This is a genomic window from Phyllobacterium sp. 01N428 (assembly GCF_056399405.1).
The window spans coordinates 1434024-1459245 of the sequence record NZ_JBFTRH010000001.1 but is presented as its reverse complement, the minus strand read 5'-3'; the positions used below and the strand labels follow the sequence as shown (position 1 = coordinate 1459245).

The 25222-nt window shown below is 59.2% G+C and carries 26 protein-coding genes; 16 read left to right on the top strand and 10 right to left on the bottom strand.

Annotation, left to right across the window (positions count from 1 at the left end):
• Window positions 1-24 precede the first annotated feature (24 nt).
• A complete protein-coding gene (locus AC1DNI_RS07120) occupies window positions 25-1314 on the top strand; it encodes an Hsp70 family protein (RefSeq protein WP_027229900.1) in 1290 nt (429 codons plus the stop codon).
• On the opposite strand, the gene AC1DNI_RS07115 is transcribed toward AC1DNI_RS07120, so the two are convergent.
• The 3 genes from AC1DNI_RS07115 to AC1DNI_RS07105 form a co-directional block, all read right to left on the bottom strand.
• A complete protein-coding gene (locus tag AC1DNI_RS07115; RefSeq protein WP_477691327.1) occupies window positions 1311-2531 on the bottom strand; it encodes an MFS transporter in 1221 nt (406 codons plus the stop codon). The genes AC1DNI_RS07120 and AC1DNI_RS07115 overlap by 4 nt on opposite strands.
• Before the next feature lie 49 nt (window positions 2532-2580).
• A complete protein-coding gene (locus AC1DNI_RS07110) occupies window positions 2581-3630 on the bottom strand; it encodes an aldo/keto reductase (protein WP_477691326.1) in 1050 nt (349 codons plus the stop codon).
• Between the two features lie 191 nt (window positions 3631-3821).
• Window positions 3822-4322 carry a DUF1236 domain-containing protein gene (locus AC1DNI_RS07105; protein WP_477691325.1) on the bottom strand — a complete coding sequence of 167 codons (501 nt, stop codon included), beginning with the start codon at window positions 4320-4322 and terminating at the stop codon, window positions 3822-3824.
• 126 nt (window positions 4323-4448) lie between these two features.
• Between AC1DNI_RS07105 and AC1DNI_RS07100 the strand changes: the two genes are divergently transcribed.
• Genes AC1DNI_RS07100 through AC1DNI_RS07090 form a run of 3 tightly spaced genes read left to right on the top strand, consistent with a single transcriptional unit; the run spans window position 4449 to window position 6878 of the window.
• Window positions 4449-5336: a protein-methionine-sulfoxide reductase heme-binding subunit MsrQ gene (locus AC1DNI_RS07100; RefSeq protein ID WP_477691324.1), complete on the top strand. Its 888-nt coding sequence runs from the start codon at window positions 4449-4451 to the stop codon at window positions 5334-5336.
• A gap of 50 nt (window positions 5337-5386) precedes the next feature.
• On the top strand, window positions 5387-6487 hold the full coding sequence (locus tag AC1DNI_RS07095; RefSeq protein ID WP_477691323.1) for a pyridoxal phosphate-dependent aminotransferase: 1101 nt from the start codon (window positions 5387-5389) through the stop codon (window positions 6485-6487).
• A 25-nt stretch (window positions 6488-6512) separates the two neighbouring features.
• The gene (locus AC1DNI_RS07090) at window positions 6513-6878 is read left to right on the top strand and encodes a DUF423 domain-containing protein (protein ID WP_477691322.1); all 366 of its coding nucleotides are present in this window, start codon (window positions 6513-6515) and stop codon (window positions 6876-6878) included.
• 306 nt (window positions 6879-7184) lie between these two features.
• Here AC1DNI_RS07090 and AC1DNI_RS07085 read toward each other — a convergent pair whose 3' ends face one another.
• On the bottom strand, window positions 7185-7691 hold the full coding sequence (locus tag AC1DNI_RS07085; RefSeq protein ID WP_477691321.1) for a hypothetical protein: 507 nt from the start codon (window positions 7689-7691) through the stop codon (window positions 7185-7187).
• Between the two features lie 138 nt (window positions 7692-7829).
• On the opposite strand from AC1DNI_RS07085, the gene AC1DNI_RS07080 reads away from it, so the two are divergent.
• The 5 genes from AC1DNI_RS07080 (at window position 7830) to AC1DNI_RS07060 (ending at window position 13932) form a co-directional block, all read left to right on the top strand.
• Window positions 7830-8486 carry a TetR/AcrR family transcriptional regulator gene (locus AC1DNI_RS07080; protein WP_477691320.1) on the top strand — a complete coding sequence of 219 codons (657 nt, stop codon included), beginning with the start codon at window positions 7830-7832 and terminating at the stop codon, window positions 8484-8486.
• The gene (locus tag AC1DNI_RS07075) at window positions 8452-9615 is read left to right on the top strand and encodes an isovaleryl-CoA dehydrogenase (protein ID WP_153667843.1); all 1164 of its coding nucleotides are present in this window, start codon (window positions 8452-8454) and stop codon (window positions 9613-9615) included. Before AC1DNI_RS07080 ends, AC1DNI_RS07075 begins: the two co-directional genes overlap by 35 nt.
• A gap of 56 nt (window positions 9616-9671) precedes the next feature.
• Window positions 9672-11279 carry a carboxyl transferase domain-containing protein gene (locus tag AC1DNI_RS07070; RefSeq protein ID WP_477691319.1) on the top strand — a complete coding sequence of 536 codons (1608 nt, stop codon included), beginning with the start codon at window positions 9672-9674 and terminating at the stop codon, window positions 11277-11279.
• A gap of 21 nt (window positions 11280-11300) precedes the next feature.
• The gene (locus tag AC1DNI_RS07065) at window positions 11301-13307 is read left to right on the top strand and encodes an acetyl-CoA carboxylase biotin carboxylase subunit (protein ID WP_477691497.1); all 2007 of its coding nucleotides are present in this window, start codon (window positions 11301-11303) and stop codon (window positions 13305-13307) included.
• 97 nt (window positions 13308-13404) lie between these two features.
• Window positions 13405-13932, top strand: a complete 528-nt coding sequence (locus AC1DNI_RS07060; RefSeq protein ID WP_027229911.1) for a Dps family protein — start codon at window positions 13405-13407, stop codon at window positions 13930-13932.
• Between the two features lie 92 nt (window positions 13933-14024).
• Here the strand turns inward: AC1DNI_RS07060 and AC1DNI_RS07055 are convergent, their stop codons facing one another.
• Window positions 14025-14231 carry a hypothetical protein gene (locus AC1DNI_RS07055; RefSeq protein WP_027229912.1) on the bottom strand — a complete coding sequence of 69 codons (207 nt, stop codon included), beginning with the start codon at window positions 14229-14231 and terminating at the stop codon, window positions 14025-14027.
• Window positions 14232-14402: 171 nt separating this feature from the next.
• Window positions 14403-14669: a sel1 repeat family protein gene (locus AC1DNI_RS07050; RefSeq protein WP_477691318.1), complete on the bottom strand. Its 267-nt coding sequence runs from the start codon at window positions 14667-14669 to the stop codon at window positions 14403-14405.
• A gap of 451 nt (window positions 14670-15120) precedes the next feature.
• Between AC1DNI_RS07050 and AC1DNI_RS07045 the strand changes: the two genes are divergently transcribed.
• A complete protein-coding gene (locus tag AC1DNI_RS07045) occupies window positions 15121-15468 on the top strand; it encodes a DUF2147 domain-containing protein (protein WP_477691317.1) in 348 nt (115 codons plus the stop codon).
• A gap of 575 nt (window positions 15469-16043) precedes the next feature.
• Here AC1DNI_RS07045 and bla read toward each other — a convergent pair.
• The gene (gene bla / locus AC1DNI_RS07040; RefSeq protein ID WP_477691316.1) at window positions 16044-16934 is read right to left on the bottom strand and encodes a class A beta-lactamase; all 891 of its coding nucleotides are present in this window, start codon (window positions 16932-16934) and stop codon (window positions 16044-16046) included.
• Between the two features lie 173 nt (window positions 16935-17107).
• On the opposite strand from bla, the gene AC1DNI_RS07035 reads away from it, so the two are divergent.
• The 3 genes from AC1DNI_RS07035 to chrA all read left to right on the top strand — a co-directional run bounded on the left by AC1DNI_RS07035 (window position 17108) and on the right by chrA (window position 20783).
• On the top strand, window positions 17108-17509 hold the full coding sequence (locus AC1DNI_RS07035) for a GFA family protein (RefSeq protein ID WP_477691315.1): 402 nt from the start codon (window positions 17108-17110) through the stop codon (window positions 17507-17509).
• 1044 nt (window positions 17510-18553) lie between these two features.
• Complete coding sequence (locus AC1DNI_RS07030; protein WP_477691314.1) at window positions 18554-19372, top strand: chromate resistance protein ChrB domain-containing protein; 819 nt, start codon at window positions 18554-18556, stop codon at window positions 19370-19372.
• Window positions 19365-20783, top strand: coding sequence for a chromate efflux transporter (gene chrA, locus AC1DNI_RS07025; protein WP_477691313.1), 1419 nt, complete (start codon window positions 19365-19367; stop codon window positions 20781-20783). The genes AC1DNI_RS07030 and chrA overlap by 8 nt, the downstream gene beginning before the upstream one ends.
• A gap of 34 nt (window positions 20784-20817) precedes the next feature.
• Here the strand turns inward: chrA and AC1DNI_RS07020 are convergent, their stop codons facing one another.
• Window positions 20818-21519, bottom strand: coding sequence for a glutathione S-transferase N-terminal domain-containing protein (locus AC1DNI_RS07020; RefSeq protein ID WP_477691312.1), 702 nt, complete (start codon window positions 21517-21519; stop codon window positions 20818-20820).
• Between the two features lie 182 nt (window positions 21520-21701).
• Between AC1DNI_RS07020 and AC1DNI_RS07015 the strand changes: the two genes are divergently transcribed.
• The gene (locus tag AC1DNI_RS07015; protein ID WP_153667852.1) at window positions 21702-21866 is read left to right on the top strand and encodes a hypothetical protein; all 165 of its coding nucleotides are present in this window, start codon (window positions 21702-21704) and stop codon (window positions 21864-21866) included.
• Window positions 21867-21911: 45 nt separating this feature from the next.
• Window positions 21912-23420: an AMP nucleosidase gene (locus AC1DNI_RS07010; protein ID WP_091919223.1), complete on the top strand. Its 1509-nt coding sequence runs from the start codon at window positions 21912-21914 to the stop codon at window positions 23418-23420.
• An 18-nt stretch (window positions 23421-23438) separates the two neighbouring features.
• On the opposite strand, the gene AC1DNI_RS07005 is transcribed toward AC1DNI_RS07010, so the two are convergent.
• A complete protein-coding gene (locus AC1DNI_RS07005; protein ID WP_477691311.1) occupies window positions 23439-24206 on the bottom strand; it encodes a VOC family protein in 768 nt (255 codons plus the stop codon).
• Window positions 24207-24294: 88 nt separating this feature from the next.
• Here AC1DNI_RS07005 and AC1DNI_RS07000 point away from each other — a divergent pair, with 88 nt between their 5' ends.
• The gene (locus AC1DNI_RS07000) at window positions 24295-24741 is read left to right on the top strand and encodes a MarR family winged helix-turn-helix transcriptional regulator (protein ID WP_027229922.1); all 447 of its coding nucleotides are present in this window, start codon (window positions 24295-24297) and stop codon (window positions 24739-24741) included.
• A gap of 3 nt (window positions 24742-24744) precedes the next feature.
• Here the strand turns inward: AC1DNI_RS07000 and AC1DNI_RS06995 are convergent, their stop codons facing one another.
• Entirely contained in the window at window positions 24745-25095 is a 351-nt protein-coding gene (locus tag AC1DNI_RS06995; RefSeq protein ID WP_477691310.1) for a VOC family protein, read from the bottom strand.
• Between the last annotated feature and the right edge of the window lie 127 nt (window positions 25096-25222).

Here is a 25222-nt window from a genome sequence, read left to right as displayed (position 1 = left end):
TCACGCGATAGAAGGAGCGCTGCCATGGCACACGCGCTGGGCTTTGATTTCGGCACGACCAATACGGTCATGGCGCTCGCGGAGGGCCGTTCGACACGCTCCCTTGCCTTCACCAGCACGGCCGGCACCGCCGACAGCATGCGCACCGCCCTCTCCTTCATGAAGGACCCGCGCGCCGGCGCCGCGGCCCTCAAAGTCGAGGCGGGCCACGCTGCCATCCGCCAGTTCATCGATCACCCCGGCGAGTGCCGTTTCCTGCAGTCGATCAAGACATTTGCCGCCAGCCCGCTGTTTCAGGGCACGCTGATCTTCGCCAAGCGCCAAACCTTCGAAGACCTGATGGAGATTTTCCTGCGTCGCCTCAGGACTTATGCCGGCGATCACTGGCCGGCCGATATATCCCGGATCGTGACCGGACGGCCCGTGCATTTCGCGGGTGCCAATCCCGATCCGCAATTGGCAGTCGAACGTTACAACGCGGCGCTTACCCGCTTCGGCTTTCCAGAAATTCATTTCGTCTACGAGCCTGTAGCCGCGGCCTTCTACTTCGCCCAGAACCTGAAATCCGACGCGACTGTGCTCGTTGCCGATTTCGGCGGCGGCACGACCGACTATTCGATCATCCGCTTCGAAACGAACGGCGGCAAGCTTAGCGCCACTCCAGTCGGACATTCAGGCGTCGGCATTGCCGGCGACCATTTCGACTATCGCATGATCGACCAGATCGTCGCGCCACAGATCGGAAAAGGCAGCTTCTTCAAGAGCTTCGACAAGACACTGGAAGTTCCTGCCTCCTGGTATGCCAATTTCGGCCGCTGGAACCAGCTGTCGATCTTCAAGACCTCGAAGGAGTTTTCGGCGCTGAAGAAACTTGTCCGGGATAGCCTTGATCCGGAGCGGCTCGAACTCTTCGTCGATCTCGTCGAACATGACGAGGGCTACCCGCTCTACCAAGCAGTCTCCGCCACCAAGATAGCGCTTTCGTCCGGCGATGAAGCGGCCTTCGATTTCGCACCGCTTGGTCGCGGCGGCCACAAGACGATCCGGCGCGCCGACTTCGAGTCGTGGATCGCGGGCGACCTTGCCCGCATTGAAGGCGCGCTCGACGATGTTCTCGAAAAGACGGCAACGCCTGCCGGGGCGATCGACAAGGTATTCCTGACCGGCGGCACCTCGTTCGTGCCCGCCGTGCGGCGCATCTTTACCGAGCGCTTCGATCACAGCCGCATTGAGACCGGCGGTGAACTCCTGTCTATCGCCCACGGGCTCGCACTCATTGGCGAGCGCGACGACGTCAGGCAGTGGGCCGTCTAGACAGCCTTTCGCTCGGTCGCAAAGATCAGCAGCACCAAAAGTCCAAGGGCCGCACCTGACGCTGCCGTCGCCCACCAGCCGCCATAGAAATAGGTTGCCGCCGCAAGCGCGGATCCCGCCGAGCCAAGCAGGAAGACGATCGTCATATAGACGGCATTCAAGCGTCCGCGCGCATGGTCGTTCAGGGAGAAGATGATGCGCTGGCTGAGGATCTGGTTGGTCTGCACGGCGCTGTCGATGAAGATCGCCGAAAGCACCAGCGCAGCGATGGAAATAGCGGTGCCTGCCCAACCTGCCACGAGAAACCAGATCGTCAGCGTGATCATGGCGATCGCAGTCCCGCGCTGTGTGTGTCCACGATCGGCAAGCCGCCCGGCGATCGGCGCCGCTGCTGCGCCCGCTGCTCCGGCGAGGGCGAAGAGAGCGATCTGACGCTGGCTGTAACCAAATCTTTCGGTCAGCAGCAGCGGGATCGCCGTCCAGAACAGGTTGAAGCTCGCGAAGATAATGCCCTGGTAGATTGCACGGCGCTGCAGCGCGGGTGTCGTCACCAGCAGATGCGCCATGGATTTCAGGATTGCGCCGTAGCCCATTGAACCGTGGGGACGGCGGAGCGGGAGCGCAATGCGCAGAAGGGCGAGAACGACGAGCATGGCCCCCGCCGAAATCCAGAATATCGCCCGCCAGCCGAACTCCGAGGCAACAAGGTTGGCAAGTGGCCGCGCCAGCATGATGCCCGTCAGCAGACCGGCCATGACGTTGCCTATGGTGCGCCCGCGCGATGCCGCCGGCACCAGATGCGACGCGAAGGGTACGAGCACCTGCGCGCCGCAGGCAAAAAAGCCGATGGCAAAGGAAAAGAACAAAAACGTCGTGGCCGATCCGGACATGGCAGCGCCGGCAAGCCCGATCGCCGTGCCAGCCAGAGTTAGAAGGACGAGGAGGCGATTTTCAACAAGATCGGCAAGGGAGACCAGGAAGAGCAGTCCGGCACCATAACCGAGCTGAGTCACCGTGACGATGAAGCCCGCCATGCCGCCATGCATGTCGAGATCGGTGCTGATCAGGCCGATCAAGGCCTGCGCATAGTAGATATTGCCTACCATCGCCCCGCAGGCGAAAGCGAACAGAAACGTAAGAGCCGGCGAAAGACCCGGCAATTCGGGCGCGTCCGTGATGGCAGCTTCAATTTGGGCGGCGTCTCGGGAATGGGGCATCAAAATCGATCTTTCGACCGGCGCTCCTCTTTCGCCGGTTGTGCGTGGCTTATAGATGTGGCTCGATCAGGGAAAGATCGGCCTGCGACAGGCGATCGGACGCGGTGCGCGCCTGATGCCAATAGGGATAGATCAACGGCAGGAGGCTTACCTTGTCGAGCCTTTCCCGCTCCATGGACGTCAGGCTGATTTCGGCGGCTTTCAGATTGTCCGCAAGTTGCTCATCCGTGCGCGCGCCGACGATCACGGACGTGATGCCCGAGCGCCCGAGCAGCCAGGCCAGCGCAATCTGCGCCGCAGACACATCGCGGCTTTCTGCGATTTCAACCAGCACGTCGACAATATCGTAGAGCCGCTCCTGGTCGCGGATGGGCGGTTCGCCCCAATTGGCAAGCTGCCGCGTGCCTTCGGGCGCGTCCTTGTCGCGGCGATATTTTCCGGAGAGCAGACCACCGGCGAGCGGGCTCCAGACAAGCACGCCGAGCTGCTGGTCGAGCGTTGCCGGAATAAGTTCGTACTCGGCTTCGCGGGCTTCGAGACTGTAGTGAATCTGCTGGCTGATCGGCGCTATGTAGTTCTTGAGCGCCGCGGTGCCGATTGCCTTCATGAGGTGCCATGCCGAGAAATTCGAAACGCCGGCATAGCGCACTTTTCCGGATCGGATAAGCGTGTCGAGCGCCTCAAGCGTTTCATCGATCGGCGTCAGCCCGTCCCACTGGTGCAATTGGTAAAGGTCGATATGGTCGGTGCCGAGCCGCTTCAGGCTGGCCTCGGCAGCGCGGATAATGTGGTAACGCGACAGGCCGGCATCGTTGATTTCGGACCCCATCCGGAACCGCGCCTTGGTGGCGATCAGGACGCTGTCGCGCTTGCCTTTCAGGGCCTGGCCTACGATCTCTTCCGAGGCGCCGGCTGAATAGATGTCGGCCGTATCGAAAAGATTGATGCCGGCGTCGAGGGCCATGCCGATCTGACGCTTCGCGCCTTCAAGGTCCGTGTCGCCGGTCTTGGCGAAATTGCCCTTGCCGCCCATGGTCATGGTACCGAGGCTCAAGCAAGACACGATGAGGCCGGAGCGGCCAAGCTGACGATACTCCATGTCGGACTCCCTGATGATGCAGATGGGCTGCGCCGGAACGTGACGAAGGGCCTATCTATAATTGGCGGGTGCGCAGATGTCGCCCCCAGATTGAACCGGATGACGCAAATGTGCACCGTGAGCAACTGCCAAACACGACGAAGCCGGCTGCAGGCGCAACCGGCTTCGGGCCGTGATCGACAGCTATCGGTTTAACGCACCCAAACGACGCGTCTCGTGCTCCGGTCGATGAGCGCGGGCCTCTGGTCGACATAGACGTAGGAATAGCGCGGCTGGTCCGGGATATCGGTGAGCATCACATCTCCCGGAATGACCGTGCCGCTCGAAACGGGACCATCGATCATCACTGTGTCGACCGGATGTCGCTCAATATAGGTTATCGCATCGTCCGGCACGGCTTTTGAACTTTCGGACAGGTAGACCACCTGGCGGTTGTGCATCGATACGATCACCGGGCGGCCGTTGACGTAGACATAGCCAAAATCGGGATTATCCGGAATTTCATGGATGACGATCCTCTCCGGCACGACATAGCCCTGCGAAACGCTGTCGTCGAGCACCACCGGATCGGACGGATTCGCGATTACGTAGTCACGGGCGCCCTGCGGCACTTCCACGAGCACGTCCTGCGCAAGGGCGAAACCGGTCGTTGCAAACAACGCGGCTGCCGTCAGTGTGAGAACCTTGTTCATTGTGACCTCTCCTGTTTCATTCGCAGGGAAAACCCGGCCGGGGCCGATATGGTTCCGAGAAAATGCAGGCCCATCGGCGCTTTCACGGCTTGTTGTGTTGAACCTTCGGGTCGGTTATGGCCGTAAATGACGCAGACGAAACGCCAAAACAGGATCGCCATGAAGTATCCGTGGAATGATCGAGCCGGTAAGCTATCTGCCATCAAGATCGCAGCGCTGGCGGTCGCTTTTCTGCCTCTTTTGTGGATCGTTGCGAGCTACAAGACCAATATTCTGGGGCCACGGCCAATCACCCAGGCGATCCACGAGACGGGCGATTGGGCCATCCGTTTCTTTCTGGTCTCGCTGACGATTTCACCGCTTCGCGCCATTACGCGTTGGTCGAAGCTCATTCTTGTCCGGCGCATATTGGGGCTGACGGCCCTTGCCTACGCGCTCCTGCATTTCTCGCTCTACATCGTCGATCAGAACTTCAACCTTTCAAGGGTCGCCACCGAAATCTGGCTGCGCATCTACCTGCTCATCGGTTTTGTCACGCTCCTCGGATTGCTAGCGCTCGGCGTCACTTCAACGGATGCCATGATCCGGCGCATGGGGAAAAACTGGAACAGGCTGCACCGTCTGGCTTACCCGCTGGCCGCGCTCGGTATCCTGCATTTCTTCATGCAGTCGAAGGCCGATGTGACGGAGCCCACCTTGATGGCGGGGCTTTTGCTCGCGCTTCTCGCCTATCGAGTCTCCAAGGTGTGGGATTTTGATATTGCGGCAGTACCGACGCTCATCGCCATTGCCGTCATCGCGGCGCTTGGAACAGTCCTCATCGAATATGCCTGGTTCGCCATTGCGACGCGGATCCCCCCGTCCCGCGTCCTCCTCGCCAATCTCAGTTTCAGTCACTCGATCCGGCCAACCTGGTGGGTCCTGATGGCCTGTCTCATACCCGCGTTCTGGGCGGCGATAAAACCGATGATTGGCAATGATGGCCGCAAGATCAATCCGCTGTCGGCCAAGTAAACGCAGAAGTTTTGCTTTTCACGCCCGCAAAAACTGCTATCGCTTTTGCCATGGAACCGCAATTTACCCCCCTCATCGACTCCTTGCCCTCGACGGTGCCATTCGTCGGACCTGAAGCGCTCGAGCGCAAACGCAACCGCATTTTCCGGGCGCGGCTTGGTGCCAATGAAAACAGTTTCGGTCCGGCGCCGTCAGTCATTGCCGCCATGCAGGAAAATGCGGCGGATGCCTGGAAATATGCCGATCCGGAGAACTTCGATCTGAAGCAGGCGCTGGCTGCGCATCTCGGTGTGGCGCCGGGCAATGTCGTCGTCGGCGAAGGGGTCGATACGCTGCTCGGGCTTGCGGTGCGCCAATATGTTCAGCAGGGTACGCCCGTCGTCACCTCGCTCGGCGCCTATCCGACATTCAATTTCCATGTCGCGGGCTTTGGCGGACGACTGGTCACGGTGCCTTATCGCGATGACAGGGAAGACCTTGACGCTCTGCTTGACGCCGTCGAGCGCGAAAACGCACCGCTGGTCTATTTCTCCAATCCAGACAACCCGATGGGCACATGGTGGGCAGCGGCGGATATCGAACGTTTCATCGCGAGGCTGCCTACCACAACGATGCTGATCCTCGACGAAGCCTATGGCGAAACCGCGCCTGCCTCTGCCATGCCGCCGATCGACGTTTCGCGCCCCAACGTGTTGCGCATGCGCACATTTTCCAAGGCATATGGCCTTGCCGGCATGCGCTGTGGCTATGCCATCGGCGCTGAGCGGCAAATCCTTGCCTTCGACAAGATACGCAACCATTTCGGCATGAACCGGCTGACCCAGGCGGCAGCGCTCGCCGCGTTGAAGGATCAGGACTACCTGACATCGGTCATCGCGCGGATCATAGCCGGTCGCGACCGTATCGCGCAGATCGCCGCCGGAAATGGCCTGAAGGCCATCCCGTCCGCCACGAATTTCGTCACCATCGATTGCGGCCGCGACGGGCCCTTCGCGCTCTCCGTCCTCAATGCGCTGATCGAGCGCGACGTCTTTGTGCGCAAGCCCATGGCGCCCGGGCTCGACCGCTGCATTCGGGTGAGTGTGGGGCTGGAACACGAACTCGATTATTTCGCCGAGCAGCTTCCGCTCGCCCTCGCCTCACTTGCCTGAGCCTCAAAATCACGGAGAAACCCCGGTGGATATCAATCGCGCCTTTGTTGGCCTTGGCGGTCTTTTCGGAGCGGCCGGCATCGCCGCCTATGCGGCCGCGGCTCATAGCGCAAGCGGACATATGGCGACGATTGCGCCGATCCTTTCAATTCATGCGCCGGCGTTTCTTGCCCTCGCCATTCTCGCGCGGATGAGCAAGGCCGCCTATTTCGGCGGTCTGGTGCTGGTGTTCGGGCTCCTGTTCTTTATCGGCGATCTTGCTGCACGCGATTATACCGGCGACCGGCTCTTCGCCTTTGCAGCGCCGCTTGGCGGCTCACTGCTTATTCTTGGATGGCTGATCGTTGCGGCGACAGCTTTTCGCGGGCTGGATTTCAACGGCCAAAGATAAACGGCTTCACCACCGGCCAATTGTTTATGATTGCAAAGGCGCCGACGGCCATGCTCAGAGGCTGGCACGTTCGGCTGTCGTCCGCAGGCTGTTAGCGCGCCCGCGAAGCTCGCGGACGCCAACGGTTGACGCTTCCTTTCAGACAGAAAACATCTTCCCTCGGCCTCGCCGCATCCGCATCAAGATATCCAGCTTGGCATCGATCTTTTAGAAAGACTTTTCGAGAAACGCGACCCTCTGTTCAGGGATCGACAGTGCCGCTTCCGCCGAATTTCAAGGAATGCATCGGCAGCGGTTTCTGCGGCATCAGTTGCCCTTGAGCCTCGCATTGCACGTCGAGTAATAGCCGCCGCCCTGCTGGATCCAGCGCAAGCCGCCCAAAGTGCCCTTCTCCTTGTTGGCGTGATATTGTTCGAGACAGGTGTGCATCCGCGCCTTCGCCGGCGTTTCTGAAGCAAATTTCGCCGCCACCGATGAAGGGTACGTCGCCTTGCCGGAGTTCAATGTCGCCGTGGTGTCGGTCTTCTTTGGCGACTTTTTCGGCTTTGCGACAGGTTCCTCCGCTGCGGTGGCATCGGATGGCTGGGCATCGGTTTCAGTTGCCGCTGCCGGCGTCTTTGCGGCATCGGTTGCACAATTGGCCTTGCGAAAATCATTCCACGACACACCAGCTGCTTGACCCGCCGCCTGCGCAGCTTTGTATTTGATACTGCATTCTTTCATGCTGAGAGCGCTGGCGGGTAAGGCGTAGTTCAAAGGAACGAGGACGGCGACGAGGGCAATAGTTTTGCGGGCGATTCGGTAATCGATCATGAAAACCTGCTCTGAAAATGAATCATCAAAAAGCTCTAACAGTGTGATCCTACATGCACCTTTCGCTCCTTACCATGCAGACTTTCGTATAGGAAAAGTAGGGTTGAATTAATCGAACGATCGTTTTATTAACCCGCCATGGCACGAACCACAGGATCTGAAGGCGTTAAGACACGCAGCGCGATTGACGCGGCTGCGAAGCGTCTTATTGCGCGCGTCGGCTATGAGGCGATGTCGATGCGCCAGCTTGCTGATGAGGTTGGCGTCCAGTCGGCCGCCTTCTATCACTATTATCCCAACAAGCAGCAATTGCTGTTCTCGCTCATGCGGGCGCACATGGTCCGGCTGATCGACGCATGGGAGGAGACCAGCTCTGGCGTGGAAGACCCCGTCGAGCGATTCGCCGCTTTCATACGATTCCACATCACTTATCATGCCGATCGACGCGACGACGTGCATATCGGCAATATGGAATTGCGCAGCCTCAGCGCCGACAATCGCGCCGTGATCGTCGCCTTGCGCGGGCGATACGAGAACAGCTTGCGCGAAATTCTCGACGACGGGCTCGATGCCCGCCAGTTCGTCATCGATGACATTGCGCTGATGACACGCGCGATCATTGGAATGACGACCGGCATCAATCTCTGGTTCCGCAACGATGACAGGCTTACTGTCACCGAGGTTGCGGAAAAATACGTTCAGATGGGATTGCGCCTTGTTGGCGCCAAGAAGATCGAGACAGCTACCACGGGAGGACGCAATGTATCAGTCAGGACTAAGGTTCGGAGTATCTGAAGAGATCGAGGCGCTGCGCGACACCGTACATCGTTTCGCCCAGGAGAAGATTGCGCCGCTCGCGTCGGAGATCGACCGAACCAACCAGTTTCCCATGCAGCTGTGGCAGGAGATGGGTGCGCTCGGCCTTCTTGGCATGACTGCCAATCCTGAATTTGGTGGTTCCGGGCTCGGTTACCTCGCCCATGTGGTGGCGATGGAAGAACTGTCGCGCGCATCGGCTTCGGTCGCCCTTTCCTATGGCGCGCATTCCAACCTCTGCGTCAACCAGATCAATCGCTGGGGCACCGACGAGCAAAAGGCAAAATTCCTGCCGAAACTCTGTACCGGCGAGAATGTGGGCGCACTTGCGATGTCGGAGCCTGGTTCCGGGTCAGACGTCGTTTCGATGAAGCTCCGGGCCGACAAGAAGAACGACCGCTACGTTCTCAATGGCAACAAGATGTGGATCACCAATGGTCCGGACGCCAATACACTCGTCGTGTACGCCAAGACCGATGCTGCTGCCGGTTCGCGCGGCGTCACGGCTTTCCTGATAGAGAAGGAGTTCAAGGGGTTCAGCACGGCGCAGAAGCTCGACAAGCTCGGCATGCGCGGTTCGAACACCTGCGAACTCGTGTTCGAGGATTGTGAAGTCCCCTTCGAGAACGTCCTTGGCGAGGAAGGCAAGGGCGTCAAAATTCTGATGTCCGGCCTCGACTATGAGCGCGTCGTTCTTGCCGGCGGTCCGCTCGGCATCATGGCCGCCTGCCTCGATGTGGTCGTTCCATATGTGCATGAGCGCAAGCAGTTCGGCCAGCCGATCGGCGAGTTCCAGCTCATGCAGGGCAAGCTCGCCGATATGTATACGACCATGAACGCCTGCCGCGCCTATGTCTATGCGGTGGCGGCAGCCTGCGATCGCGCCGAAACCACCCGCAAGGACGCCGCCGGCTGCATTCTCTACGCCGCCGAAAAGGCAACGTGGTGTGCTCTCGAGGCCATCCAGGCGCTCGGTGGCAATGGCTACATCAACGACTATCCGACCGGCCGGCTTCTGCGCGATGCGAAGCTTTACGAAATCGGAGCCGGCACCAGCGAAATTCGCCGCATGTTGATCGGCAGGGAGATGTTTGCAGAGTCACAATAGCTGCCTGTCGCGTTTCGAGTCCCCGCTGCCAATCAATTGATCCTACAGGAGACCGCATGACGATTCTTTCATCCGAGGTCAGCACAACGTCCGACGTCTTTATCGCGAACCGGGCGCGGATGCAGGCGCTGGTCAGCGAAATCGAGACCAAGGCAGCAAAGGTCAATCTTGGCGGCACCGAGGAGGCGCGCAAGCGCCACACGTCGCGCGGCAAGCTTCTGCCGCGCGACCGCCTGGCCCAACTCCTGGATGCAGGCTCGCCCTTTCTCGAAATCGGTCAGTTTGCCGCTTGGGGCATGTATGACGACGATATTTCGTCTGCCGGGCTCATCGCAGGTATTGGGCGGGTATCGGGCAAGGAAGTCATGATCGTTGTCAACGATGCAACGGTCAAAGGCGGCACCTACTACCCGCTTACTGTAAAGAAGCATCTGCGCGCCCAGGAAATCGCGCTCCAGAACAACCTGCCTTGCATTTACCTCGTCGATTCCGGCGGCGCGAACCTGCCGAACCAGGATGAAGTGTTTCCAGACCGCGAACATTTCGGCCGCATCTTTTACAATCAGGCCAATATGTCGGCGGCGGGCATTCCGCAGATTGCCGTCGTCATGGGATCGTGCACCGCGGGCGGCGCCTACGTTCCGGCTATGTCGGAAGAAACGATCATGGTGAAGGGGCAGGCAACGATTTTCCTCGGTGGCCCACCACTGGTCAAGGCGGCGACGGGCGAGGACGTATCGGCTGAGGACCTTGGCGGCGCCGATCTTCACACACGCGAATCCGGTGTCGCCGATCACTACGCGATGGATGACGCACATGCGCTCGCCATTGCCCGCCGCATTGTCGCAAATCTCAATCGAAAGAAGACGATAGGGCTCGATCTTCGCAAAGTGAGTGCGCCGCTCTATGATCCGGCCGAACTCTACGGCATCGTGCCGACCGATCTGCGCCAGCCCTACGATGTGCGCGAACTGATCGCCCGCATCGTTGACTGCTCTGAGTTCGACGAGTTCAAGCAGAACTACGGCACGACGCTGGTCACGGGCTTTGCCCATCTCTACGGCATGCCTGTCGGCATCATCGCCAATAATGGCGTGCTCTTTTCGGAAAGCGCACTCAAGGGTACGCATTTTATCGAGCTGTGCACCCAGCGCGGCATTCCCCTCGTCTTCCTGCAAAATATCACAGGCTTCATGGTCGGCCGCTCCTACGAGGCGCGCGGCATTGCCAAGGACGGAGCCAAGCTCGTTACGGCCGTTGCGACGGCGCGGGTCCCCAAGGTCACGATGATTGTCGGCGGCTCGTTCGGCGCCGGCAATTACGGCATGTGCGGACGGGCCTTTTCGCCGCGCTTCCTGTGGATGTGGCCGAACGCCCGCATTTCAGTGATGGGGGGCGAACAGGCCGCCACCGTGCTTGCCCTGGTCAAGCGCGAAGGCATCGAACGCAAGGGCGGTGAATGGACCACGGCTGAAGAGGCTGCGTTCCGCGCGCCGATTCTCGAAAAATATGAGCGCGAGGGCCACCCACTCTATTCGTCGGCGCGGCTTTGGGATGACGGGATCATCGACCCCGCCAAGAGCCGCGATGTGTTGGCGCTGTCGCTCTCTGCCGCGCTGAACGCGCCGGTGGAAGAAACCCGCTTCGGCGTGTTCAGGATGTAGGGGAAAAAGACCATGACGAAAATGTTCTCCAAAATCCTGATCGCCAATCGCGGTGAGATCGCCTGCCGTGTCATTCGCACGGCGCAGAAGCTCGGCATAAGTACGGTGGCCGTCTATTCCGATGCGGACGCCCATGCGCTGCATGTCAGCATGGCCGATGAGGCCGTCAATATCGGTCCGGCGCCGGTCACCGATAGTTATCTTCGCGCCGACCACATCATCAAGGCGGCGCTCGATACGGGAGCCGAAGCAATCCACCCCGGCTACGGTTTCCTTTCGGAAAATCCTGGGTTCGTCGATGCCGTGGTCAAGGCCGGCCTCGTCTTCATCGGACCGTCGGCGGATTCGATCCGCGCGATGGGTCTGAAGGACGCGGCGAAGCGGCTGATGGAAAAGGCCGGCGTTCCCGTCGTTCCGGGCTATCATGGCGAGGCACAGGAACTCGTCGTGCTCGCATCCAAAGCCCGCGAAATCGGCTATCCGGTGCTGATCAAGGCCCGCGCTGGCGGTGGCGGCAAGGGCATGCGCAAGGTCGACAGTCCCGACGACTTCGCCGAAGCCCTCGGTAGCGCCCGCCGCGAGGCCAAGAGTGCCTTCGGCGATGACCGGGTTCTCGTCGAAAAGTACATCGCGAAGCCCCGGCATATCGAAGTGCAGGTCTTCGGCGACAATCATGGCAATGCCGTTCACCTTTACGAGCGCGATTGCTCGCTGCAACGCCGGCATCAAAAAGTGATCGAGGAGGCTCCTGCCCCGGGGATAACCGCGGAAATGCGCGAGGCCATGACCGGCGCCGCAGTCAAGGCGGCGCAGGCGATCAAGTATTCCGGCGCAGGTACGATTGAGTTCATCGTCGACGCAACGGAAGGCCTGCGGCCGGACCGCTTCTGGTTCATGGAGATGAACACGCGCCTTCAGGTCGAACATCCCGTGACGGAAATGGTCACAGGTCTCGACCTTGTGGAATGGCAATTGCGTGTGGCTGCCGGCGAGAAGCTGCCATTGGCTCAAGCGAATATCCCTCTCAACGGCCATTCCATCGAGGTTCGCCTCTATGCGGAGGATCCGGCAAAGAGCTTCCTGCCTGCCACCGGGACGCTTTATCACCTCGCCTTCCCCAATGGCGTCAAGGACGGCGCGGTACGGGTCGAGACCGGGGTTCGCAGCGGCGACGAGATTTCGCCGTTCTACGATCCGATGATCGCCAAGCTTGTGGTTCACGGCGCGGATCGGGCTGCCGCGCTCCGCGCGATACAAAACGCGCTGGGCGAGACGGAAGTCGCCGGGACGGTCACGAACACGGCCTTTCTCGCGGCGCTGGTGCGGCATCCTGGATTTGCCGCAGGCGATGTCGATACGGGGCTGATCGACCGCGATCTTGCCGGGCTTATCGCGCCAGTCGCGATTGAAGCAGGGGCGAAGGAACTCGCCATCCTCTTTGCAAGCGGCCTGCTCAAGCGCCCGGTTTCCACCGATCCCTGGACCGCCTTGCGCGGTTACAGCCATCATGCGGCCCTCGCCTATCCTGTGATGCTTGAGGAAAACGGAGCGATCACCCGTTACGAGGTGTCGGTTCTCGGCGATGAGCGATACGGGATTTCCAGTCCCGCCGGTACGCAGGAACTGCGCGTTCGCCATGGACCGGCCACGTGGCATGTCACCGGCAAGGGCATCAATCTGCATGCCAAGGCCATGACGATACCACATGGAGTCGCGGTGCTTGCCAAGGGCGCCGCGGCGACGTTCTGCGTTGCCGACCCCTTCCTCCTTGCCGAAGCGGCAGGCGGTGGAGGCGATCGCCTTGCCGCGCCAATGCCGGGTCTCGTGAAATCTGTGCGCTTTACGGCGGGCGATCAGGTCAAGAAGGGGCAGGTTTTGCTCGTGCTCGAAGCCATGAAGATGGAGCATTCGATTACCGCACCGCATGATGGCAGGATCGCCGAAATTGCCAGCGAAGGCACGCAGGTCAAAGAGAAGTCGTCGCTCGTGCGGTTTGAAGACGCGGGCAATGATTCTTCAAAGATTTGAGGCAGCAAGCACGCCTTCGGCATGCTACGAAAGTGGCGCGGGGCCCGCAGCAGCGGGCGCCGGGCTATGTTCCCGCCTTTAATTCAGGAGATTACCTATGGCCACAAAATCCCTCCAGACGATCAAGCGCGCGCCCCTCGCCACCCCTACCGACCTTGGGGAAAAGGCGACGCGCGATATTTCCGCCGCCGTCAATGCGCTGCTTGCCGATACATTCGCGCTTTACATGAAAACCAAGAATTTTCACTGGCACATGAGCGGCCCGCATTTTCGCGACTATCATCTGATGCTCGACGAGCAAGGCGAACAGATCTTCGCCATGACCGACGTTCTTGCCGAACGCGTCCGCAAGATCGGCGGCACCACGCTCAAGTCCATCGGGCAGATTTCGTCGAAACAGCGCCTTCTCGACAATGACGCGAACTTCGTAACGCCTGAAGACATGATCGCCGAGCTGCGCGACGATACAAAGAGCTTCATCGGCTATCTGCGCCAGGTGCATGAGCTTTGCAGCGAATATAATGACAGCGCCACGACCAGCATCATCGAGAACTATATTGACGAGTCCGAGCGGCGCCATTGGTTCCTTTTTGAAGCATCGCGCGTCGGCCCGGCTGGCGTCTGATCGATCCGTTGCGGATAACCCGGCCGTCCCGGCGGCCGGTTTGTTTCCGTGATTTCCCCCGGCAGACCGATACTATCTAAACAAGACGTGCTCTAATCGTTTGCCTTGGCCAGCCTTGCCAACTGCGCGCGGCCTTGCGTCTCAACAATCATGGTCTCGACCGATGAAATGTTGAGGGCCAGCGTTGCGATCTTCTGCAAAGTATTGTTGTCAGGAAATGTCTTGGTCTTGGCTGAGCTCGTTATCAGCTGCCTTTGGGCAGCCGTGAGCCTAGCGAGCAATTCTTCGAGTTCATCCATGAATGTCCGTCCGCCGTGGTTGCAATAAATACAATACCTATAGTTGTAGCGTAGCAGTATGGGTAACTTATACTGTAATCACAATCTTGTGTCCATCCACGGCTGGCAATCTAGCCATAGGGTGCAGACGAGAATTTTCTACACGCTAAGGTTGTGGTCCATTCCGACAGATCAGTGTGTCGTCATCCATTCGCGGGCTTCGCGCAGGGCGGTTGCGAGATCAATCTTGGACATTGTCTTGCCAAGTTCGGCCCGCAGTTCCGCGGCGCGATCGCACCCCTTGATGGCGGCAATGTTGAACCATTTGTGCGCGGCCACCAGGTCGATGGCGCAATCGCGACCGGTCGCATACATAATGCCCATTTCGAAGAGGATGTCGGTCTGGGCGGAGCCACCGGCGTCACCGGTTTCGACAGTCTGAAGATCAAAGCGTGCCATTTCAGTCAAACCCCTTGTTGAAACAAATTCGCGTCGAACGAAAAGCCCTGTTAGACTTCTGAGAACCGCCATTTGTTTGTTTCGGCGTGCTCTTTCGATGCTTTCGAGAATGAACGATAGGCTTGAAATTGCTGTTAAAAGCCATGATTAACCGCCCACAAACAAAACAAAAACAACTCGTAAACTTCGCAATTCATTAAATATAGCACGCCAGCAATTGCAGGCATTTGCCGCAAATTTGCCTAAAATCGGATTTTCCGGCCTGAAGAGTTTGATAACCAAACGCGCGGTTTGCGAATCTGAACGTCGGCAATTCACCCCCGCCCACGCTACTTGAAAACAGGCGGATTTTGGGCTGGGGCTGCTTTCTTTCCCCGATTTTTTGAATTACGTTTACGTTTGCGTAAGAAAGGCGATGCTGGAGAGATCGCCTTATATCGGGAGGAAATTCATGAAACGCAATATAGTTTTGGCCTGCACCGGCCTTGTCCTTATGGCTGGCCCTACCCTTGCAGAAGAAGCGATCGTCGGATCGTGGAAGCGGCCAAACGGCACCATCATTCAATATTCGTCCTGTGGGACAGATACCTATTGCGGCACGGTGATGACCGGCGAATACAAGGGAAAGTCGATCGGCTCGATGTCCGGCAAGAGCGGTTCCTACAAGGGCACGGTCAACAAGCTCGATGAGGGCAAGACCTATAATGGCAAGGCGACGGCAACCGGGGCAACCCTTTCGCTTTCAGGCTGTGTCATGGGCGGCCTCATCTGCAAGAGCGAGAGCCTGACGCGCCAGTAGAGGCCGGGTGGGGTAGGCAGACCCCTTGGGGGTGGCGGCACTCCTTCGATGCGTTTACATTATCCACCCGCTCCACCGTGTATTGGCGTAAGTGAGCACGGCCACCGGTGGCGGTACTGGGTCAGTCCGCCGTCTGCACTTCCCCGTCCATAGGACGGAGTCGAAGAGCGGACTTCGATGGCTGAGTGGCGGCAGTCCTCGCATAAATTCCCATCATCCACCCTCTCCGCCGTCATCCTCGGGCGTTAGACCCGAGGACCCACTCTTCCCTTCGCGGCGCGAACAGCGTTCATGCCGGAGGGCCATCCTTTCTTCGTGGGCAGACAGCGTCGACGATGGATCCTCGGGACAAGGGCCCGAGGATGACGCAAGTGAGGACAGTGAGGGGGCCCAAGGATGGCGGAAACGAGAACGGCCCGAGGCGACGCAGTGCACACGACCCTTAGATGACGGAAGTGGGGGACCGCCGAGGGCAACCGCCGTATGAACTGTGCAGCACTTGCGCCTGACGACAGCTGCGAACCACTCGGCCCGGGTTCTGCTTAACCGCGGTTCGAATCGCCGCCCGGCAAATCTCAGATGTTCTCAGCGACCAGGCTTGCCACCTTCCGGTGAATTTCATTCCGGCTATCCGCAGTTCCCTTCGGATCGTAAAGATAGACAGCCAGCAGGATCGGCTTGCGGCTTGGCGGCCAGATTACCGCGATGTCATTGGCCATGCCGCTGTCGCTGGTACCGGTTTTGTCGCCGACGCTCCAGCCCTTGGGCAAGCCGCCGCGCAGACGTTTGTCGCCGGTCTTGTTCGCAAGCAGCCACTCGATGAGCTGATCGCGTGAGGATTTCGCCAGCGCGTTGCCGAGAACCGTCTTCTGCAGGTCTTTCAAAATGTGCGCCGGCGTGATCGTGTCACGCGGATCGCCGGGCGCCGCCTCGTTCAGTTCCGTCTCGCGCCGGTCCAGTCGAAACGTCGCATCGCCGAGGCTGCGCGCATATTGTGTCAGACCCTTCGGCCCGCCGAGATTGTCCAGCAAAAGATTGCCGGCGGTATTGTCGCTCAACGTGATCGCAGCTTCGCAGAGTGCAGCAAGGGTCATGCCCTCGTCGACATGCTTTCCCGTGGCGGGCGAGCCGGCAACAAGGTCGCCCTTGCCGTATTTAATGACCCGATCGAGTTTTTCTTCCTTGCGGTCGACTTTCGCCAGTACCGCGGCCGCGGCCAGGAACTTGAACGTGCTGCACATCGCGAAGCGCTCATGCGCGCGGTATTCGATCTTGCTGTCGCTCGCCGTGTCGAGCGCTGCAACCCCAAGGCGTGCACCGGTCTTTTCCCCGAGCCCCTTGAACGCCGCATCGAGATCAACCCTTTCGGCCGGCGCGGCATAGGCCAAAGCCCTCGGCAACGCCAATGCCGGTATCGCCAGCATCGATCCGAGCAATGTTCCGCGGCGGGTAATAGAACCACTCATTTCATATCTCCATGTCTTACAAACCGACTGCGCGATTCACGCGTGGCGAAAGCTGCGATCCGAACTGGCAAATTCCGTGGAGAAACTGTGACGAAAAAGAGCGCCTGAACTTGACCAATAGTGAACCTTTAGGTTATTTAACTCCTTGGTAATTTATAACGCGGGAGTGAACGATGCGAAAGACCTATCATGGGAGCTGTCATTGCGGAGCGGTTCGTTTCGAGGCCGACATCGACCTCACTCAAGGCACCAGCAGGTGCAATTGTTCGGTCTGCGCCAAAGGCCGTTTCTGGAAGGTGATCGTCGGCGGCGATGAGCTCCGTGTCGTGACGGGGTCAGAAAAATTGACCGCGTATCGTTTTGGCGGCGGCGCAATTACCCATTTCTTTTGCGACACATGCGGCATGAAACCGTTCGGTCAGGGCGAGATGGAAAGCATGGGAAAGTTCTATGGCGTCAATGTCGCCTGCCTCGATGATTTGCCTGTCAAAGACCTGGTAGCGGCGCCTTTGGAGTATCAGGATGGGCTCCACGACCACTGGGAGCGGCGGCCGCAGGAAGTGCGCCATCTTTAGATGGGATTTTGAGTTCTAACAAAAATGAGCGAGCAAAAACAACACTCTACGCCGTGAAAAGCCCTTTATTTACAGCATATTAGACTAATGTCTAATTGTTTCGAACAATTCCCCCGGCTATAAAGAAATCGATTTTAGCGTGTAGTTGTTTTCGAAATGCACTGTTGTTGACCACCTTTATCCTGCGGTTGCTGGTGTCTTAAGTATCCAGTCGTTTATGTGCAAACCCTCCCTGCACATAAAGCCGAAATTTCGGGAGGATCAGGGATAGAATGGTGCGTAGGCCATTCCTTTCTTGAGGCACGTGCCCGAACTTTTGTCGGGCCAGGCAACCGCAGGACTAATGCGCTCGAGCAGCTCCTTCGCTGGTTACGGGCAAAAAGACAGGCAGCCATGGAAGTCCCCCCATGGCTGCCTTTTTCTTGTGGTAGATGAGTTTCCCGTGCCTGGTCGCAGCGATTTTGCAGCGCCCTTGCGGGCAGACGACTTTACGCCTTGTTAGGGGCCGCGAGTTACCGAGCGCTGTCGGTTGCGCACTTGCGACAGCGAGCTGCGGAGCGCTGGCCGAGCCCTGTAGGCGGCAGCGCGTCGCCCGGCCCTGTTGGTTGGGGACTTGGCCTAATTTTGGTTGCGACAGCGAACTGGTGAGCGCTGGCCGACGCCTGGCGGAGCCTGTAGGCGGCAGCGGTCGCCCGGCCCTGTTGGTTATGAACTTGGCCGTGTCTTGGCGGTGGAAAGGAATTTGCTGCGCGAGTTGTTGCGACGCGTTTGCCGCACCTTGTCATCAACAGCGAGTTTATCGAGCCCTGTCGGTTGAGGACTTGTCGTGTCTTGGTGGCGGAAGTGAATTTGTGACGCAAGTTGGTCTCTGACTTTGCCGAGCCCCTTAGGTGGGGTGCCCGCCGGGACAGCCGCTTGCCATCGCTCTTGTTGACATAATCCTGTTTCGTGACAATCATAACCTCATGGGGATTGCGATCTCCCCACGAGGCGTCATGCCCAAGTATCGCGTCCAACAACCCCACTTTAGCGGAGGGACGCGAAATGTCTTCGACGACACGAATTTCACCCGAAAAACTGGCACGGCTTATCGGAACGCCGGCGTGCCCTGTCCTTGTCGACGTCCGTACGGATGAGGACTTTGCCCTCGACGAGCGATTGATTCCCGGCTCACGCCGCCGCTCATATGCGGCAATCGAAACCTGGCGGGATGAACTCGTCGGCAAACGGGCAATCGTCATCTGCCAGCAAGGCAGGAAGCTCAGCGAGGGGACCGCGGCGCTGCTGCGTTATCACGGCGTGCCGGCCGAATCGCTCGAGGGTGGCTACGAGGCGTGGGTCACGGCATCTCTGCCGCTGGTTCGCGTGTTACGGCTGCCGACGGCAGACCCGAATGGACGGACAATCTGGGTCACGCGGGCGCGGCCAAAGATCGACAGGATTGCCTGTCCCTGGCTGATCCGTCGATTTATCGACCCTGATGCCGTGTTCCTGTTCGTTGCGCCTGCGGAGGTCGAGGCGGTGGCCGAACGTTTTGGCGCGACGCCGTTTGATATCGAAGACGTGTTCTGGAGCCATCGCGGCGAACTCTGCACGTTCGACGTGATGATCGAGGAATTCGGCTTGACGTCCGCACCGTTGACGCGCCTTGCAACGATTGTGCGCGGTGCGGATACCGCCCGGCCGGACCTTGCACCCGAGGCACCGGGATTGCTTGCCGCATCACTCGGCCTGTCGCGAATGTATTCCGACGATCTGGCACAGTTGGAAGCTGGCATGACGCTCTACGACGCATTCTATCGCTGGTGCCGTGATGCGACGGGCGAAACGCATAACTGGCCAAATCGCAAGCTTGGTGCATGAGTTGACCGTTTCAGCACCCGATGGCGTGAACGCCGTATCCCAAGGGCGAACGGGCCATGACATCTCGTTCAGCGAAGCCGTGCATGTCTGGATGCGTGTCGCATCACTGAGCTTCGGCGGGCCTGCCGGGCAAATCGCGGTGATGCACCGCATTCTGGTCGATGAGAAGCGTTGGATCGGCGAGAACAGGTTTCTGCATGCCCTCAATTATTGTATGCTCTTGCCCGGACCCGAGGCGCAGCAGCTGGCGATCTATATTGGCTGGTTGCTGCACCGGACCAAAGGCGGCCTCGTTGCCGGCACGCTGTTTGTCCTTCCCGGCTTTCTGTCGATTCTTGGGCTCAGCGTCATCTACGTCCTGTTTGGCAATGTCGGGATGGTGGCGGGGCTCTTCTTCGGCCTCAAAGCAGCCGTGCTTGCCATCGTGCTGCAGGCGGTGGTGCGGATTGGCGGGCGCGCACTCAAGAATTGGTTCATGGTGTCAATCGCGATTGCGGCTTTCGTTGCAATTTTCGTCCTGCACGTGCCTTTTCCACTCATCGTTCTCATCGCGGCATTGATCGGCTTCATCGGAGGAAAAACCGGATCGACGCTGTTTCAATTAGGCGGAGGTCATGGCGATGCAACCTCCGGTCTTGCGGACCGGGACTCGGCGCTCGGCGAAGCGACGCCCGACCACGCCCGGCCGAATCTCGCCTGGTCGCTGAAAATAGGCGCCGTCCTTCTCGTCCTCTGGCTTGCGCCGGTCGGTGCCATAGTCCTCGCTCTCGGACCGGACAATGTGTTCAGCCAAATCGGCATCTTCTTCAGCAAAATGGCGATGGTAACGTTCGGCGGCGCGTATGCGGTCCTTTCATACGTCGCCCAGCAGGCGGTCCAGCATTACGGATGGCTGCAGCCCGGGGAAATGCTGGATGGGCTTGGCATGGCGGAGACGACACCGGGACCGCTGATTATGGTGGTACAGTTCGTCGGTTTCCTCGGCGCCTATCGAGCGCCCGGTTCGTTGCCCCCGCTCACGGCAGCCGTGCTCGCCTCGATCCTGACGACATGGGTGACGTTCGTGCCATGCTTTCTGTGGATTTTCCTTGGGGCTCCCTTCATAGAGCGGCTTCGCAACAACCGGGCGCTGACAGGAGCGATGACCGCGATTACCGCCGCCATCGTCGGCGTGATCACCAACCTTGCCGTGTGGTTCGCACTGCACGTGATGTTCACCAGCATCGTTCGCTGGGAGGCATTGGGCATCACGATCGACGTGCCGGTACTCTCTTCTGTCAACCTCGCTTCCGTCGCACTGACCGTCAGCGCGATCGCGGCCATTTTCTGGTTGAGGTCGGGAATGTTGCCGACGCTTCTTGCCACGTCATTGGCGGGCATGGCGTGGTATCTCTTCCACGGGGTGAATTGAAGCCCTGCCCCGTCAGGGCTTCAATTGTGCCGGTTCAGCGGGCCCGCTGGCCGAAAAGCACCTTCTTGGCTTCCTCGTCGTCGGCGAGGTTGCGCCGCTCCTCTTTGCCGAGTTCGAGCCCGCGCTGCACGGCGGGCCGCGCACCGATCGCTTCGAACCAGCGCTTCAGATTGGGAAATTCGTTCAAATCCTGACCCTGATTGGCATGCGGCACGACCCAGCCATAGGCAGCCATGTCCGCGATGGAATAATCGCCGGCAAGATAGTCGCTTTCGGCAAGCCGCCGATTCATCACGCCATAGAGGCGGTTTACCTCGTTGGTATAGCGATTGAACGCATATTCGATCTTCTCGGGGGCATATTGGCGGAAATGATGCGCCTGGCCGGCCATAGGGCCGAGACCGCCCACCTGCCAGAACAGCCACTCTTCAACCGCGACGCGGCTGCGTTCCTCCTGCGGATAGAATTTGCCGAATTTCCGGCCGAGATACTGCAGGATCGCGCCGGATTCGAATACCGAAATTGGCTTTCCGCCCGGTCCCTCGGGGTCGATAATGGCCGGCATGCGATTATTGGGGGCGATCTTCAGGAAAGAAGGCTCGAACTGTTCGCCCTTGCCGATGTTGACAAGTTTCAGATCGTAGGGAACGCCGAGCTCCTCGAGCATGATGGATATCTTCCAGCCGTTGGGCGTCGGCCAGTAATAGAGTTCGATCGGTTTGGTTTGGGAGGTCATCGCAGTCTCCATGCGTGGGGGAATGTTCAAGAGAAATAGAACTTCCATGGCCGCGCGCAAGATGGCCCATGCAATTCCGTTGAACGCCAGATGAACGGCGGTCTCAGCTTTGGTTCAGCACGCCTCGCCTAATTTGCGCTCGATACGATGGGTGCCGAAGCGGGCCGAGGAGATTCCGGGACATGATGCGGTCGACAGCAAACTTTTCGCTGATTTTCCTGCGGGCGCTTGTCTTTTCGGCGATCCTCGTCGGGCCGGTCATCGCCTTTGCAGCAAGTTATGAAAGCCGCTCGCCATCCAATGGCGGCGTTGGGCTCGTACTCCTCGTCGCCTTGCAGCGCGTTTGAGACAGGTGCATTTCAACTGTCACCCGGAGCGACTATATTGCGGGGATGGATAAACGAATCGGAACAAGAAAGCCTGTCACGATCAGCATGCCGCCGCATGTTGAACCCGAAGAGTTCATGGACGAGCATGCGGCTGTCGACGCGCTGCGCCGGATCTACGAGCGCAATACGCAATTCCTGCGCGACGCCTTCGACAAGGTCGCGAAAGGCGAAGCCAAGGACACGCTGCATTTTCGCGCCTTTTACCCCGAGGTGCAGCTTTCCACGTCAAGCTATGCGCAGATCGACTCGCGCCTTGCCTTCGGCCATGTGTCTTCGCCCGGCCAGTACGCGGCGACCATTACCCGCCCCGACCTATTTGCAAGTTACCTCGAGGAACAGATAAAGCTCTTGATCCGCAACCACGGCGGACCGGTGACTGTGCAGGAATCGACGACGCCTATCCCGATCCACTTCGCCTTCCTTGAAGGAACGCATGTTGAATCCTCGATCGCCGATGCGTTCACACGGCCACTGCGCGATCTTTTCGATGTGCCGGACCTCAATGCAACCGACGACCGCATCGTCAATGGCGAATACGAGGCGGACGACCTCGACGGCATCATGCCGCTATCGCCTTTCACCGCACAGCGCGTCGATTATTCCCTGCACCGGCTGTCGCATTATACGGCCACGCATCCGGTGCATTTTCAGAACTATGTGCTGTTCACCAACTATCAGTTCTATATCGATGAATTCTGCGTGTGGGCGCGCAAGCTCATGGCAGCCGGCGGTGGCGGCTATGAGCGTTTCATCGAGCCAGGCAACCTGATCACCGAGGCAGGCAGCAGTGCGCCGACATCGGGCGTTCCGGCCGGTCGTATGCCGCAAATGCCGGCCTATCACCTTGAACGCCGCAATGGTTCGGGAATCACCATGGTCAATATCGGCGTTGGCCCCTCCAATGCCAAAACGATCACAGATCACATCGCGGTCTTGCGTCCGCATGCATGGCTGATGCTCGGGCATTGCGCGGGCCTGCGCAATACGCAGGCGCTCGGAGACTATGTGCTGGCCCATGCTTATGTGCGCGAGGACCATGTGCTTGACGATGATCTGCCCGTATGGGTCCCGATCCCTGCCCTTGCCGAAGTTCAGGTGGCGCTGGAACAGGCTGTCGCCGAAATTACCGGGCTTGAGGGCTATGATCTGAAGCGCATCATGCGCACCGGCACGGTGGCGACGATCGACAATCGCAATTGGGAATTGCGCGACCAGCGCGGTCCGGTGAAACGACTGTCACAGTCGCGCGCCATTGCGCTCGATATGGAATCGGCGACGATCGCTGCAAACGGTTTCCGCTTCCGCGTCCCCTACGGCACGCTGCTCTGTGTTTCCGACAAGCCGCTGCATGGCGAACTCAAGCTGCCGGGCATGGCGACGGAGTTCTACAAGCGCCAGGTTGCCCAGCATCTGCAGATCGGCATTCGCGCGCTCGAAAAGCTGGCGGAAATGCCACCCGAGAAACTGCACTCGCGCAAACTGCGCAGTTTCTACGAGATGGCATTTCAGTAGCACCTCAAGCGATCCGGCTCAGCTGCGCATGCCGACCAGGCAGAACATCGCGCCCTGCGGATCAAGGCATTGGAGGATAAAGGCGCCGCCCGGTACCTCCTGCGGCCCGAACAGGACCTTGCCGCCCTTGCTCGTCACCCGTTCCTGCGCCGCATCGATGTTGTCGACGCAGAAATAGAAATTCCACATTGGCGGGACCGACTTGTCCATCCGGTTCATCATCCCGCCGACTGCTTCGGCACCGGCGGCGAAGAGCTGGTAAGTGCCCATATCGCCCATATCGATCGCCTGGTCCTTGGTCCAGCCGAAGAGTTTCGAATAGAAGTCGAACGCGCCTTGCCAGTTCTCGGTGTTGAGCTCATGCCAGCCGATCGTGCCTTGCACCGGCGGTTTCGGCATATCGCCCTGGTCCGTCATGCTTGGCGCAAACAGCTGAAACGTTGCGCCCTGCGGGTCGGCGACAACTGCAAAGCGGCCAACATTGGGGATATCCGCCGGCTCGCGATAAACCTTGCCGCCGAGCTGCTCGACTTCCTTCGCCTTCGCATCGACGTCCTGCGCCCAGATATAGCCAGTCCACGCCGGCTTCATGTCCGGGCCGCAGTCGTCCGGTATCGTCATCAGGCCTGCCACTGGCGCAGCGCCAACGTTAAGCAACGTATAGCGCATGTCGGGATGTCCGGAATCCTTTGGGTCCCAGCCGACGACATCACTATAGAAAGCCTCTGCCGCCTCGGCGTCGGTGGTCATCAATTCATACCAAATGAAATTGCCGGGTGTGGTCATGTTAGTACCTCCTCCATGATTGGCCGGACTATATCGGGATCTCGTGATTAAATATTGACATTTAGGTTGATATCAACATATATAGGCCATGTCAAAGCCGATTTCCGTCCCTTTCGAAACTACACTTTATGTCCGTGATACCTGCATGTGTCTTGCCGTGCAGCGGACGGCGCGCGCCCTTGCCCGTCGCTTCGACGAGGCGATGCGCCCTTACGATGTCACCAACGGGCAGTTCTCCTTGCTCATGTCGCTGAATCGTCCGCAGCCGCCGAACCTGCGTTCGGTGGCATCGCTCCTTGCCATGGACCGCACCACACTGACCGCAGCGCTGAAACCTTTGGAGCGTCGCGGCCTCGTGAAGGTGGAGATCGACCCTGCGGACAAGCGCAGCCGATTATTGGCGCTCACGCCGGCCGGGAGCAAGCTCCTGTCCGACGTTTTGCCGGTATGGACCAGCACGCATAAGGACATTCAGGCGCTTCTCGGCAATGACGAACACGATCGCCTTCTCAGCAATCTGGCAAAGTTGCTTTGAGCTTCAAGCATGCGCGAGAATGTTGACGATCCTGCCCGACGGATCGCGTACGTAGAAGCGGCGCACGCCCCATGGCTCATCTGTGATGCCATAGGTGATCTCGTAGCCCGCCGCCACCGCCCGCGCATAGAGAGCATCGACGTCGTCGACCTCGATGGAAAGGTCGGGCACGGGCGTTCCTGAACCGCCTTCGCTGGCAATACTGAGCTCAGGTCTGGTCGGAGCGTCGGACGCGAAGGTCAGTATCCAGCCATGATCCATGACCACATTCAGGCCGAGCAAATCTTCATAAAACGCCCGGACCGCAGCAGGATCGGAAACAGCGAGATTGGCGACGATGCGCTTGACGGTCATAAGGTGCTCCGGTTCGACGGTACAGATTGTCCTATGGATATCTAGCTTCGCGAATGATGCAGTGAAAGACGCAATCCGATTCCCGTGCGTCGAAAGTCCAACGCGCTGCATCTTGGAAACGGAGCAG

What these genes read in the sequence shown, in the direction of transcription:
- AC1DNI_RS07080 (WP_477691320.1), top strand. Translation starts at nt 7,830, where the DNA reads ATGGCACGAACCACAGGATCTGAAGGCGTTAAGACACGCAGCGCGATT.
- AC1DNI_RS07100 (WP_477691324.1), top strand. Translation starts at nt 4,449, where the DNA reads ATGACGCAGACGAAACGCCAAAACAGGATCGCCATGAAGTATCCGTGG.
- AC1DNI_RS07000 (WP_027229922.1), top strand. Translation starts at nt 24,295, where the DNA reads ATGTCAAAGCCGATTTCCGTCCCTTTCGAAACTACACTTTATGTCCGT.
- AC1DNI_RS07075 (WP_153667843.1), top strand. Translation starts at nt 8,452, where the DNA reads ATGTATCAGTCAGGACTAAGGTTCGGAGTATCTGAAGAGATCGAGGCG.
- AC1DNI_RS07050 (WP_477691318.1), bottom strand. Translation starts at nt 14,669, where the DNA reads ATGGCACGCTTTGATCTTCAGACTGTCGAAACCGGTGACGCCGGTGGC.
- bla (WP_477691316.1), bottom strand. Translation starts at nt 16,934, where the DNA reads ATGAGTGGTTCTATTACCCGCCGCGGAACATTGCTCGGATCGATGCTG.
- AC1DNI_RS07055 (WP_027229912.1), bottom strand. Translation starts at nt 14,231, where the DNA reads ATGGATGAACTCGAAGAATTGCTCGCTAGGCTCACGGCTGCCCAAAGG.
- AC1DNI_RS07120 (WP_027229900.1), top strand. Translation starts at nt 25, where the DNA reads ATGGCACACGCGCTGGGCTTTGATTTCGGCACGACCAATACGGTCATG.
- AC1DNI_RS07070 (WP_477691319.1), top strand. Translation starts at nt 9,672, where the DNA reads ATGACGATTCTTTCATCCGAGGTCAGCACAACGTCCGACGTCTTTATC.
- AC1DNI_RS06995 (WP_477691310.1), bottom strand. Translation starts at nt 25,095, where the DNA reads ATGACCGTCAAGCGCATCGTCGCCAATCTCGCTGTTTCCGATCCTGCT.
- AC1DNI_RS07015 (WP_153667852.1), top strand. Translation starts at nt 21,702, where the DNA reads ATGATGCGGTCGACAGCAAACTTTTCGCTGATTTTCCTGCGGGCGCTT.
- AC1DNI_RS07035 (WP_477691315.1), top strand. Translation starts at nt 17,108, where the DNA reads ATGCGAAAGACCTATCATGGGAGCTGTCATTGCGGAGCGGTTCGTTTC.
- AC1DNI_RS07005 (WP_477691311.1), bottom strand. Translation starts at nt 24,206, where the DNA reads ATGACCACACCCGGCAATTTCATTTGGTATGAATTGATGACCACCGAC.
- AC1DNI_RS07105 (WP_477691325.1), bottom strand. Translation starts at nt 4,322, where the DNA reads ATGAACAAGGTTCTCACACTGACGGCAGCCGCGTTGTTTGCAACGACC.
- AC1DNI_RS07060 (WP_027229911.1), top strand. Translation starts at nt 13,405, where the DNA reads ATGGCCACAAAATCCCTCCAGACGATCAAGCGCGCGCCCCTCGCCACC.
- AC1DNI_RS07065 (WP_477691497.1), top strand. Translation starts at nt 11,301, where the DNA reads ATGTTCTCCAAAATCCTGATCGCCAATCGCGGTGAGATCGCCTGCCGT.
- AC1DNI_RS07085 (WP_477691321.1), bottom strand. Translation starts at nt 7,691, where the DNA reads ATGATCGATTACCGAATCGCCCGCAAAACTATTGCCCTCGTCGCCGTC.
- AC1DNI_RS07110 (WP_477691326.1), bottom strand. Translation starts at nt 3,630, where the DNA reads ATGGAGTATCGTCAGCTTGGCCGCTCCGGCCTCATCGTGTCTTGCTTG.
- AC1DNI_RS07010 (WP_091919223.1), top strand. Translation starts at nt 21,912, where the DNA reads ATGGATAAACGAATCGGAACAAGAAAGCCTGTCACGATCAGCATGCCG.
- AC1DNI_RS07045 (WP_477691317.1), top strand. Translation starts at nt 15,121, where the DNA reads ATGAAACGCAATATAGTTTTGGCCTGCACCGGCCTTGTCCTTATGGCT.
- AC1DNI_RS07020 (WP_477691312.1), bottom strand. Translation starts at nt 21,519, where the DNA reads ATGACCTCCCAAACCAAACCGATCGAACTCTATTACTGGCCGACGCCC.
- AC1DNI_RS07030 (WP_477691314.1), top strand. Translation starts at nt 18,554, where the DNA reads ATGTCTTCGACGACACGAATTTCACCCGAAAAACTGGCACGGCTTATC.
- AC1DNI_RS07115 (WP_477691327.1), bottom strand. Translation starts at nt 2,531, where the DNA reads ATGCCCCATTCCCGAGACGCCGCCCAAATTGAAGCTGCCATCACGGAC.
- AC1DNI_RS07095 (WP_477691323.1), top strand. Translation starts at nt 5,387, where the DNA reads ATGGAACCGCAATTTACCCCCCTCATCGACTCCTTGCCCTCGACGGTG.